Below are 11,349 nucleotides of genomic sequence, written 5' to 3'. Positions count from 1 at the left end.
TAACTTCCGGTACAAAAGAACGGAGCGGTTCTTTCTGTACTTCTTTCTTTAATTTGCAGTGTGTTATCTTCATATTTCGAGGGTAACATATCTGCCAATCTAGTACAGACCCTTAAAAATAATGAAACAAACAAGGCCTCGGCATAGATGTTTGCAGAGACCTTTAATTACACGACACAGATTTATTTGTACGGGTTGCTGTCTTATTAAATATTAATGATTATCAGAAAATTTATTATGAATTAACTGATGGATGAACAATCCATTACATCTTGAGTTGATAATATGAAACCATTACACATGCTTCCTATTGCCGCGCTGGTCGGCAGTATTTTCGGCAATCCGGTCTTGGCAGCGGATGAAGCTGCAACCGAAACCACACCCGTTAAAGCAGAGATAAAAGAAGTGCGCGTTAAAGACCAGCTTAATGCGCCTGCAACCGTGGAACGTGTCAACCTCGGCCGCATTCAACAGGAAATGATACGCGACAACAAAGACTTGGTGCGTTACTCCACCGACGTCGGCTTGAGCGATAGCGGCCGCCATCAAAAAGGCTTTGCTGTGCGCGGCGTGGAAGGCAACCGTGTCGGTGTCAGCATTGACGGCGTGAGCCTGCCTGATTCGGAAGAAAACTCACTGTATGCACGTTATGGCAACTTCAACAGCTCGCGCCTGTCTATCGACCCCGAACTCGTGCGCAACATCGAAATCGCGAAGGGCGCTGACTCTTTCAATACCGGTAGCGGCGCATTGGGTGGCGGCGTGAATTACCAAACCCTGCAAGGCCATGATTTGCTGTTGGACGACAGGCAATTCGGCGTGATGATGAAAAACGGTTACAGCAGCCGCAACCGCGAATGGACAAATACACTCGGTTTCGGTGTGAGCAACGACCGCGTGGATGCCGCTTTGCTGTATTCGCAACGTCGCGGTCATGAGACCGAAAGCGCGGGCGAGCGTGGCTATCCGGTAGAGGGTGCTGGCAGCGGAGAGAATATCCGTGGTTCGGCACGCGGTATCCCTGATCCGTCCAAACACAAATACCACAACTTCTTGGGTAAGATTGCTTATCAAATCAACGACAAGCACCGCATCGGCGCATCGTTTAACGGCCAGCAGGGGCATAATTACACGATTTGAAGAGTCTTATAACCTGACCGCTTCTTCCTGGCGCGAAGCCGATGACGTAAACAGACGGCGCAATGCCAACCTCTTTTACGAATGGACGCCTGATTCAAATTGGTTGTCGTCTTTGAAGGCGGACTTCGATTATCAGAAAACCAAAGTGGCGGCGGTTAACAACAAAGGCTCGTTCCCGATGGATTATTCCACCTGGACGCGCAACTATAAATCAGAAGGATTTGGACGAAATATACAACCGCAGCATGGACACCCGATTCAAACGTTTTACTTTGCGTATGGACAGCCAACCGTTGCAACTGGGCGGCCAACATCGCTTGTCGTTTAAAACTTTCGCCAGTCGGCGTGAGTTTGAAAACTTAAACCGCGACGATTATTACTTCAGCGGACAGATATCCCGTACTACCAGCTCGATTCAACACCCTGTGAAAACCACTAATTATGGTTTCTCACTGTCTGATCAAATCCAATGGAACGACGTGTTCAGCAGACGTGCAGATATCCGTTACGATCATACCAAAATGACGCCTCAGGAATTGAATGCCGAGTGTCATGCTTGTGACAAAACACCGCCTGCAGCCAATACTTATAAAGGCTGGAGCGGATTTGTCGGTTTGGCGGCGCAACTGAATCAGGCTTGGCATGTCGGTTACGACATTACTTCCGGCTACCGTGTCCCCAATGCGTCCGAAGTGTATTTCACTTACAACCACGGTTCGGGTAATTGGCTGCCCAATCCCAACCTGAAAGCCGAGCGCAGCACCACCCACACCCTGTCTCTGCAAGGCCGCAGCGAAAAAGGTACTTTGGATGCCAACCTGTATCAAAACAATTACCGCAACTTCTTGTCTGAAGAGCAGAAGCTGACCACCAGCGGCGATGTCGGCTGTACTCAGATGAATTACTACTACGGTATGTGTAGCAATCCTTATTCCGAAAAACCGGAATGGCAGATGCAAAATATCGATAAGGCCCGAATCCGTGGTCTTGAGCTGACAGGCCGTCTGAATGTGGACAAAATAGCGTCTTTTGTTCCTGAGGGCTGGAAATTGTTCGGCTCGCTGGGTTATGCGAAAAGCAAACTGTCGGGCGACAACAGCCTGCTGTCCACACAGCCGCCGAAAGTGATTGCCGGTGTCGACTACGAAGCCCGAGCGAAAAATGGGGTGTGTTCTCCCGCCTGACTTATCTGGGTGCGAAAAAGGCCAAAGACGCGCAATACACCGTTTATGAAAACAAGGGCCGGGGTACGCCTTTGCAGAAAAAGGTAAAAGATTACCCGTGGCTGAACAAGTCGGCTTATGTGTTTGATATGTACGGCTTCTACAAACCGGCTAAAAACCTGACTTTGCGTGCAGGCGTATATAATGTGTTCAACCGCAAATACACCACTTGGGATTCCCTGCGCGGTTTGTATAGCTACAGCACCACCAACGCGGTCGACCGAGATGGCAAAGGCTTAGACCGCTACCGCGCCTCAGGCCGTAATTACGCCGTATCGCTGGAATGGAAGTTTTAATCTAGTATTATTGGATTAATTGCCTCGTTGGGGATTAAAGCTGTCCGAATTGTTTTCAGGAACTCATTCGGACGGCTTTTTACCGTAAATCTGTGTGATGGGGTTTTATATTGATACAGTATCCGAACTCAGGGCAGGGAGTAATGTTGCAGGATTAAAAATGCCGTCTGAAAAATGTTTCAGACGGCATTTTTTGATTGCCGATATGTTAACGGACGACATTGGCGCGCATGACCGCGCGGACGTGGAACGAACCTGCCTGACAGTCGTATTGTCCGCCTTGCAGCGATTGCTTGCCAAAGTAGCTGTGGAAGCCGGTAACACTGCGCCCGCCGAGTTTGCCGGCGGTCTGCTGGAATTTGCGGGCGGCATTGATTAGGGCGTGTTCGCAGGCCTCGGAGTCGGATTTGCCAACGCCGTTTGCCGCTTGCCGTGTAACTAGATTCCTGCCGTTTGCAACCGGTACGCCGCCGCCGAAGCTGACGGGAATCCCTGATTCCAATACGCCGGCGGCGGTGGCTGCATTTATTGCCGCCTGACCGTTGCTACAACGGTAAATGATGTTTTTGCCGCCTCCTGCGGTGTCTCCGCGGATAACTTTGCATGATTCTCCGGCCGGTGTCCCGGCGGATGCCGTGTGCGCGTTTTTAAGCGCGCGGCCGGATTGGCAGGCTGCCAGCATCAGGGCGGCGGCGGAGAGTATGAGGATTTTTTTATGTCGGATGTCCTTGTTTGCTGTGGGAAATCATTGCCATTGTACAGTAAGATTCAACAAAATGCCGTCTGAAAACGGGGTTCGGACGGCATTGTGGCTCAGGGGTTCAACACGCGTGCGATGAGGGCTTTTTCTTTGCCCTGCATATTGGGGATTTTGACCTGAATGCCGTTGCCCGGGGCAACATCGACAGGTTGGCCTTTGCGGGTCATTTGTTCCAATTTGATGGTTTGGTTGCCGCTCGGGTGGATGATTTCGAGCGAATCGCCGACGGCGAAGCGGTTTTTAACTTCGATGGTCGCCCAGCCATTTTCGTCGATTTCGGTAACGTGTCCGACGTATTGGCTTTGTTTGGCGGTGGAATGGCCGCTGAGGTAGTTTTGATAATCCTGAGTTTGGTGGCGTTCGAGGAAGCCGCTGGTGTAGCCTCGGTTGGCAAGGCCTTCGAGTTCGCTCAACAGGCTGTAATCAAACGGACGGCCTGCGACGGCATCGTGAATCGCTTTGCGGTAGGACTGGGCGACGCGGGCGACGTAGTAGAGAGACTTGGTACGGCCTTCGACTTTGAGGCTGTCCACACCGATTTTGGCGAGTTTTTCGACGACTTCGATACCGCGAAGATCTTTGGAGTTCATGATGTAGGTGCCGTGTTCGTCTTCCATAATCGGCATCATCTCGCCCGGGCGGTTGGATTCTTCAATCAGGAAAACTTTGTCGGCGTAGGGATGGCGTTTTTGACCGTTGATGCCTTCAAAGTTTTGGTTGGCTTCTTCTTGGGCTTTTTCAAAGTTGAAACCTTGCAGAAGCTGGGCATCGCCTGCCTCGCTTTCCGTGGCGTTGTGGACTTTGTAGTCCCAACGGCAGGAGTTGGTGCAGGTGCCTTGGTTGGGATCGCGGTGGTTGAAATAGCCCGACAACAGGCAGCGGCCTGAGTAGGCGATGCACAATGCGCCGTGGATGAAGACTTCGAGTTCGATGTCGGGGCATTCTTGGCGGATTTCGGCAATTTCTTCCATGCCCAATTCGCGTGACAGGATGATGCGTTCGACACCAATGTTCTGCCAAAATTTCACGCCCCAGTAGTTGGTGGTGTTCGCCTGTACGGACAGATGGATCGGCATTTCCGGCCATTTTTCGCGCACGGTCATAATCAAACCCGGATCCGCCATAATCAGCGCGTCGGGTTTCATGGCAATCAGCGGCTCCATGTCGGCAACGAAGGTTTTGAGTTTGGAATTGTGCGGCAGGGTGTTGACGGTCAAAAAGAATTTTTTGTTGCGTTCGTGCGCTTCTTTAATGCCTTGCTCGAGGACGTCGAGTTTGGCAAATTCGTTGTTGCGGGCGCGCAGGGAGTAACGCGGGCTGCCGGCGTAAACGGCATCTGCGCCGTAATCGTAGGCGGCGCGCATTCTTTCCAATCCGCCGGCGGGCAATAAGAGTTCGGGTGCTTTCATCGTGTTTCCTTTTCGGTTGAAACCCCGCCCTTTAGGGCGGCAGGATCAGACTTTGTTTGGGAGGGGCGTAACCCCTTCCGAATCAGGACGACATAATAGGGCGGTGCTTTATGTGTCGTCCTGTGTGTTGAAGCATGATTTGTATGCTTTGTAAAAATGTTTCAGACGGCATTGCTGCAAATGCCGTCTGAAGGGTGTTTGAAGATGGGCGGATTATCCGCCTTTTCGTGTTCGCGGTCAATTTTGCCGGGAAATTTATAAGGATTTATCAAGTATTTGCCTTCTTGGGATACAATGCGGCAGTTTGAGTGCGAGAGAGAATATGATGAATCCCAAAATCGTGTTTTTCGACATTGACGATACGCTGTACCGCAAATATACGGATACCTTGCGCCCTTCCGTGAAAACGGCGGTGGCGGCTTTGCGCGGCAAAGGTATATTGACGGCGTTGGCAACGGGGCGGTCTTTGGCGACGATTCCCGAAAAGGTCAGGGACATGATGGCGGAAACGGGTATGGATGCCGTGGTAACGATAAACGGACAGTTTGCGCTGCTGCACGGTAAAACTGTGCGCGAAGTACCGATGGATACCGGTTTGATGGGCAGGGTTTGTGCGCATTTGGATGGCTTGGGCATGGATTATGCGTTTGTCGGCGGAGAGGGGATCGCCGTGTCCGCGCTGTCGGAATGCGTGTGCCGCGCCTTGCAGCATATCGCCAGCGATTTTTTTGCCGATAAGGATTATTTTTCAAGCAAACCGGTGTATCAGATGCTGGTGTTTGCGGAGGAAAACGAAATGCCGCTTTGGTCGGATATTGTGGAACGGGAAGGCTTGAAAACGGTGCGCTGGCACGAGGAAGCGGTCGATCTGCTGCCTGCGGGAATGTCGAAAACAGACGGCATCAGAAGCGTGGTTGAAGCATTGGGTTTGGAAATGGCAGACGTGATGGCGTTCGGCGACGGTTTGAACGATGTGGAAATGCTGTCTGAAGTCGGGTTCGGCGTGGCAATGGGTAACGGGGAACAGGCAGCGAAAGAAGCGGCGAAATATGTTTGCCCCGGCGTTGATGAAGACGGCGTGTTGAGGGGCTTGCAAGATTTGGGTGTGATTTGAACGTATAATAACAACCCTGCCGGTTTCAGACGGCAGGGTCGGTTTTCAGCCTTTCATGCAGCCTTCGTTTTGAAGCAGGGTAAATAAGGGCGCGCCACTTGCGCGGATATTCTTGCCGCCTTGAAGGTCGGTAAATTCCAAAATGGCGGCGGCTTCGACAATTTCCCCGCCGAGTTTGCGGATCAGTTCCAGCCCGGCAAGCATTGTGCCGCCCGTGGCAACCAAATCATCGACCAGCAGGACGCGCGAACCGGGTTTGACGGCATCGGTGTGGATTTCCACCGCAGCTTCCCCGTATTCGAGCGCGTAGCTTTGCGATACGGTTTCAAAAGGCAGCTTGCCTTTTTTGCGGATGGGGACGAAGCCGACGTTGAGCTGGTAGGCGAGTGCCGCGCCGATAATGAAGCCGCGCGCGTCCAAGCCGGCAACGATGTCGATTTTCTGATCCATATAGCGGTAAACCAGCAAATCGACCAAAAGGCGGAAGTATTCCGCACTTTGCAGGACGGGCGTGATGTCGTGGAATAAGATGCCTTTTTGCGGCCAGTTTTCGATTTTGCGGATTTTGTCGGCAAGCGCGCCGACACTCATAGCTTCGGGATGAACCAGCATTGCGTGTTCCAAGTTTGATGTTTTTAACGCCATATTGTAGCCGTCAGCCTGCCGCTTGCCAAATCAATCAAAACAATAGCGGCAAAATATGGGCATCGGCAAATATGAAATAGGGTGTCCGTTGTGATACAATCGGTTGGAAAATATACAGGTAAAAAATATGTCCGCTTATCGAAAAGGCAACATCTTTATCATTTCGGCCGCTTCCGGCACGGGCAAAACCACGCTGGTGTCGCGGCTGTTGGCAAACCATAACGGTTTGCGCGTTTCCGTGTCGCATACGACGCGCCCGCCGCGTGAAGGCGAAGCAAACGGCGTACATTATCACTTTGTTTCCAAAGAAGAGTTTGAATCGCTTATCGCGCAGGAGGCTTTTTTGGAATACGCAGACGTATTCGGCAACTATTACGGCACAAGCACGGAGGGCGTGAATGCGTTGGCGGCGGCAGGCTATGACGTGATTTTGGAAATCGACGTTCAGGGCGCGGCGCAGGTTCGCAACGCGCTGCCGGAAGCTGTCGGTATCTTTATCCTGCCGCCTTCTTTCGACGTACTTGCCGCGCGCCTCAAAGGGCGCGGGACGGACAGTCGGGAAGTTATCCAAAGGAGGCTGTCGAAGGCAAGGCATGAAATCGAACAGTCCGTATTGTTCGACTTTGTCGTGGTCAATGACGACCTGGAGAAGGCGGAGGGGGATTTGCTTCATATTGTGAATGCCTGCCGTCTGAAAAGGTCGCGGCAACTGGGATTTATTGCAGATTTGTTGGAAAATTCCTAAAAACCGCGAAAATATCCGGTTCCCCAATTTAAATATTTTTGAAAGAAAGCAAATAATATGGCACGTATTACCACCGAAGACTGTACCGGAAAAATTTCCAACCATTTTGACCTGACATTGGTAGCGGCCCGTCGGGCCCGCCAGCTTGAAAATGGCAATACGCCGCTTGTGGACGATGTCCGCAATAACAAACCGACCGTTACCGCCTTAAGGGAAATCGCAGCCGGGCATATCGGTACGGAACTGTTGACGCGCAATAAATAAATTCTGCCGGAAACGCACGCCGGCACACTCTGCCGCCGTGCAGTCCGACGGTTTGAAATGAAAAAACACATACATCCCGAAAGCCGTCTGAAATGCCCGCCCCCCAACCTTCCGCCCCTTACGACCCCCTGACCGCCGAAGCGCGTACCCTGCTTTTCCATACCGCCTCCTACCTCAAGCCCGAGGAACAGGCGGAGCTTGAAAAAGCTGTCGCCTATGCGTTTCGCGCCCACGACGGGCAAACCCGCAAAAGCGGGGATCCCTACATCACGCATCCGATTGCCGTTGCGACGCAGCTCGCCCTTTGGCATATGGACATACAGGGTCTTTGTGCAGGCGTGATGCACGACGTATTGGAAGATACGGGCGTGACAAAAGGGGAAATGGCGGCGGTGTTCGGCAATACTGTTGCCGAGATGGTGGACGGGCTGTCCAAACTCGAAAAACTCAAATTTGAAGATCATGCGGAACATCAGGCGGAGAGTTTCCGCAAACTGATTTTGGCGATGACCAAAGATGTGCGCGTCATCGTTGTCAAACTTGCCGACCGCCTGCACAATATGCGGACGCTCGGTTCGATGCGCCCGGACAAACGCCGCCGGATTGCAAGGGAAACCCTTGAAATCTACGCACAGATTGCCAACCGCATAGGTCTGAATAATGCGTATCGGGAGCTTCAGGATTTATCGTTCCAAAACCTGCATCCCAACCGCTACGAGACTTTAAAAAAAGCGATGGACAAGAGCCGGAAGAACAGGCAGGACGTTGTCGGCAAAGTTTTGCGCGCGTTCGGCCAGCGGCTGGTAGGCGCGAATATAGAGGCCAAAATCAAAGGCAGGGAAAAAAACCTGTACGGCATCCATCAGAAAATGATGGCGAAAAAGCTGCGTTTTGCCGAGGTTATGGATATTTACGGTTTCCGCGTCATTGTCAACAGCATTCCCGCCTGTTATGCCGCACTCGGCACATTGCACACCCTCTATCAGCCCAAGCCCGGACGGTTCAAAGACTATATCGCCATTCCGAAAAGCAACGGTTATCAAAGTCTGCATACGATTTTGGTCGGCCCTTACGGCTTGCCGATTGAAGTTCAGATACGCACGCGGGAAATGGATGCCGTGGCGGAAGGCGGTATTGTCGGCCATTGGAGCTATAAATCAGATTCCAAAACGGTCGATCAGGCAGTGCTGCACACCAATCAATGGTTGAAAAACATTTTAGACTTGCAGGCAAGCAGCGCCAATGCCATTGAGTTTCTCGAACACGTCAAAGTCGATTTGTTTCCGAACGAAATCTACATCCTTACTCCGAAAGGAAAAATCCTAACTTTGCCCAAAGGGGCAACGCCTGTCGATTTTGCTTATGCGGTGCATACCGACATTGGGCATAAAACAGTTGCCGCGCGTGTCAATAATGTGATGATGCCGCTGCGTACGAAGCTCAAAACCGGTGATTCTGTTGAAATTATCACATCCGAACACGCCAAACCCAATCCCGCGTGGTTGAATTTCGCCGTGTCCGGCAGGGCGCGCAGTGCCATACGCCAATATATTAAAAATCTTAACCGGCACGATGCGGTCGTTTTGGGAGAGAGCCTCTTACAAAAAGCCTTGTCCAGTTTGCTGCCCAAAGATGTCCTGCTTTCAGACGGCATCAAAGAAAAATACCTTGCCGATCTCAACGACAAACAGACTTCATTTGAGGAAGTGCTGTACAACGTCGGTATGGGGCATACCCTGCCTGTTTATGTCGCCATGCATATCGCCGAATTGGCAGGGGAGCATTTCGGCAGCGAGGTCAGGCTCAGTTCCATTAAAGTTGATGGTCAGGAAAGCGGGCATATTCATTTTGCAGAGTGCTGCCACCCTGTTCCCGGCGATTCCATCCGTTTGCTGTTGGTTAAGGGAAAAGGCATGATTATCCATAGGGATACCTGCCCGACGTTGTTGAAGTCCGATCCCGAACAGCAGCTGGATGCAGACTGGGAAAATATGAACGGGCAGAACTACCGTGTCGGGCTTCAAGTCCAATCGGAAGACAGCCACGGCCTGTTGGCATTAATGGCGCAAGCGATTTCCGATTCCGGTGCGGACATCGAGTCGGTCGAAACACCGTCTAAATCCCAGTCGGGAACGGAAGGTTTTGTCGAATTCAAATTCTTATTGAAAGTCAAGAATTTGGATCAGTTGAATCAGATTATTCAAAATCTGCACAGCATCCCATATATCCGCAAAGTCATCAGAAGTTGAAGCAGGTAAAACGGGTTGCCTGTTAATCAAAAGGCAACCCGTTTTATGGTTTATCCGTTCAATTGCTTATTTGTTCAAATATACGGCAAGCCTTTCAACAATCCGCATTGCCGCTTCATCTTTACTTGTTTCGGGGAAAGACAACTCCGCATCATCATCTATGATAACAATTTGGTTGGTTGTCTTGCCCATCGCGATTGAAACATCATTGGCAACTATCACCGGTATTTTTTTCTTAATACGTTTTTCCCGCGCATATGCCATTACATTCTCCGTTTCAGCGGCAAAACCGATGCAGAACGGCGGGTTCGGCAATGAGGCAATAGAAGCCAAAGTATCGGGGTTCTCATCCAATTCGATGGATAACGGTTTGGCATTTTTATCTTTTTTGAATTTTTGCGTACTCCTGTTTTTAACCTTATAGTCTGAGACGGCGGCAACAGAAATAAAAGCATCTTGTTTTTCAATCAAACGATGTACTGCGCGATGCATATCTTCGGCACTGACGGCTTGAACCGTATCGGATATGCCGAAAGGCAGCGTGGTTTGAAGCTGTCCGTGAATCAGGCTGATTTCCGCACCGGCGGCACGGCACGCCCGCGCCAAAGCTACGCCCATTTTTCCGCTGGAGGTATTTGTGATGCCCCTGACAGGGTCAATGGCTTCAAATGTCGCACCTGCGGTAATCAAGATTTTCTTGTCCCTTAAAATTTTCGGTGTCCACAAGTCTGGAAGCAAATCCAGCAATTCGGCAGGTTCCGGCATCCTTCCCATACCATTTTCTCTGCAAGCCTGTTCGCCCAAGCCCGGCATATAGACAGTAATGCCGTCTGAAACCAGTTGTGCGATATTCCGTTGGTTGGCAGGATTCAGCCACATTTCCACATTCATCGCGGGAGCGATGGCAAGAGGGCATTTCCGTGCGGCTGCCAGATTGGTCAGTAGGTTATCTGCCACGCCGTTACAGATTTTTGCCACGGTATTCATACTTGCCGGCGCAATCAGAAAAACATCCGCATTCCGGGTCAGGTTGATATGTTCCATACCGTTTGAACCGTTGCCGCCGTGCGTGTCGGTCAGAACGGGATTGCCGCTCAAAGCCTGAAAAGTCAGCGGAGAAACAAATTCAGTTGCCGAGCGGCTCATAACCACCGTAACCGAATGCCCCTGTTTTTTCAGCAGTCGCACCAACTCGCAAGACTTATACGCCGCAATACTGCCCGTTACACCTAAAAGAATATGTTTGCCCATTTTGACAATTTCTAATTACGAAGAAAAAACAGCAGCCATTCTATAACAAAGTACGGATACATTAGTTACCGTTTGGATACGAAATGCCGTCTGAAGCCCCGAGTTTCAGGCGGCATATTCACAAAGGCGCATCAGCCGGAGGAGAAGAGGAGGGGGGGTGGAGGCGGCGCAGCGTTTGGCGGAGATAAAAAACCTTATCCGACAGCGACATGACGAATTTCCCCAAAAAAATCCCGCTGAAAGTATTGACTGT

The 11,349-nt window shown here is 51.1% G+C and carries 8 protein-coding genes and 2 pseudogenes; 5 read left to right on the top strand and 5 right to left on the bottom strand.

Features of this window, described 5'->3' with window-relative positions; genetic code table 11:
• Positions 1-89 (bottom strand): annotated as a pseudogene (locus tag DFR77_RS11580) (IS1595 family transposase); the annotation flags it as partial.
• A gap of 196 nt (positions 90-285) precedes the next feature.
• Between DFR77_RS11580 and DFR77_RS13490 the strand changes: the two are divergent.
• Positions 286-2,659, top strand: a pseudogene (locus DFR77_RS13490) (TonB-dependent hemoglobin/transferrin/lactoferrin family receptor).
• A gap of 208 nt (positions 2,660-2,867) precedes the next feature.
• Here the strand turns inward: DFR77_RS13490 and DFR77_RS11560 are convergent.
• Both DFR77_RS11560 and trhP read right to left on the bottom strand, forming a co-directional pair.
• The gene (locus tag DFR77_RS11560) at positions 2,868-3,341 is read right to left on the bottom strand and encodes a hypothetical protein (RefSeq protein WP_003700207.1); all 474 of its coding nucleotides are present in this window, start codon (positions 3,339-3,341) and stop codon (positions 2,868-2,870) included.
• Between the two features lie 131 nt (positions 3,342-3,472).
• Positions 3,473-4,828, bottom strand: coding sequence for a prephenate-dependent tRNA uridine(34) hydroxylase TrhP (trhP, locus tag DFR77_RS11555; RefSeq protein ID WP_003691638.1), 1,356 nt, complete (start codon positions 4,826-4,828; stop codon positions 3,473-3,475).
• A 325-nt stretch (positions 4,829-5,153) separates the two neighbouring features.
• Here trhP and DFR77_RS11545 point away from each other — a divergent pair, with 325 nt between their 5' ends.
• The gene (locus DFR77_RS11545) at positions 5,154-5,942 is read left to right on the top strand and encodes a Cof-type HAD-IIB family hydrolase (RefSeq protein ID WP_010360614.1); all 789 of its coding nucleotides are present in this window, start codon (positions 5,154-5,156) and stop codon (positions 5,940-5,942) included.
• 45 nt (positions 5,943-5,987) lie between these two features.
• On the opposite strand, the gene DFR77_RS11540 is transcribed toward DFR77_RS11545, so the two are convergent.
• Positions 5,988-6,587, bottom strand: a complete 600-nt coding sequence (locus DFR77_RS11540) for an adenine phosphoribosyltransferase (RefSeq protein WP_002212663.1) — start codon at positions 6,585-6,587, stop codon at positions 5,988-5,990.
• A 127-nt stretch (positions 6,588-6,714) separates the two neighbouring features.
• Between DFR77_RS11540 and gmk the strand changes: the two genes are divergently transcribed.
• From gmk to DFR77_RS11525, 3 genes are all read left to right on the top strand, one after another.
• Entirely contained in the window at positions 6,715-7,332 is a 618-nt protein-coding gene (gmk, locus tag DFR77_RS11535) for a guanylate kinase (RefSeq protein ID WP_003691634.1), read from the top strand.
• Positions 7,333-7,389: 57 nt separating this feature from the next.
• On the top strand, positions 7,390-7,596 hold the full coding sequence (rpoZ, locus tag DFR77_RS11530; RefSeq protein ID WP_002212665.1) for a DNA-directed RNA polymerase subunit omega: 207 nt from the start codon (positions 7,390-7,392) through the stop codon (positions 7,594-7,596).
• Positions 7,597-7,688: 92 nt separating this feature from the next.
• Complete coding sequence (locus DFR77_RS11525; RefSeq protein ID WP_003691632.1) at positions 7,689-9,845, top strand: RelA/SpoT family protein; 2,157 nt, start codon at positions 7,689-7,691, stop codon at positions 9,843-9,845.
• 66 nt (positions 9,846-9,911) lie between these two features.
• Here the strand turns inward: DFR77_RS11525 and coaBC are convergent, their stop codons facing one another.
• Positions 9,912-11,096, bottom strand: coding sequence for a bifunctional phosphopantothenoylcysteine decarboxylase/phosphopantothenate--cysteine ligase CoaBC (coaBC, locus tag DFR77_RS11520; protein ID WP_003691630.1), 1,185 nt, complete (start codon positions 11,094-11,096; stop codon positions 9,912-9,914).
• Positions 11,097-11,349 lie beyond the last annotated feature (253 nt).

Origin of the sequence: Neisseria gonorrhoeae (assembly GCF_003315235.1) — a bacterium.
Taxonomy (GTDB): Bacteria; Pseudomonadota; Gammaproteobacteria; order Burkholderiales; family Neisseriaceae; genus Neisseria; species Neisseria gonorrhoeae.
This window is presented reverse-complemented; position numbering and strand designations above follow the sequence as displayed.

Coding starts and splice junctions, on each gene's coding strand:
- DFR77_RS11560 (WP_003700207.1), bottom strand. CDS start 3,341: ATGCTGGCAGCCTGCCAATCCGGCCGCGCGCTTAAAAACGCGCACACG.
- trhP (WP_003691638.1), bottom strand. CDS start 4,828: ATGAAAGCACCCGAACTCTTATTGCCCGCCGGCGGATTGGAAAGAATG.
- DFR77_RS11545 (WP_010360614.1), top strand. CDS start 5,154: ATGAATCCCAAAATCGTGTTTTTCGACATTGACGATACGCTGTACCGC.
- DFR77_RS11540 (WP_002212663.1), bottom strand. CDS start 6,587: ATGGCGTTAAAAACATCAAACTTGGAACACGCAATGCTGGTTCATCCC.
- gmk (WP_003691634.1), top strand. CDS start 6,715: ATGTCCGCTTATCGAAAAGGCAACATCTTTATCATTTCGGCCGCTTCC.
- rpoZ (WP_002212665.1), top strand. CDS start 7,390: ATGGCACGTATTACCACCGAAGACTGTACCGGAAAAATTTCCAACCAT.
- DFR77_RS11525 (WP_003691632.1), top strand. CDS start 7,689: ATGCCCGCCCCCCAACCTTCCGCCCCTTACGACCCCCTGACCGCCGAA.
- coaBC (WP_003691630.1), bottom strand. CDS start 11,096: ATGGGCAAACATATTCTTTTAGGTGTAACGGGCAGTATTGCGGCGTAT.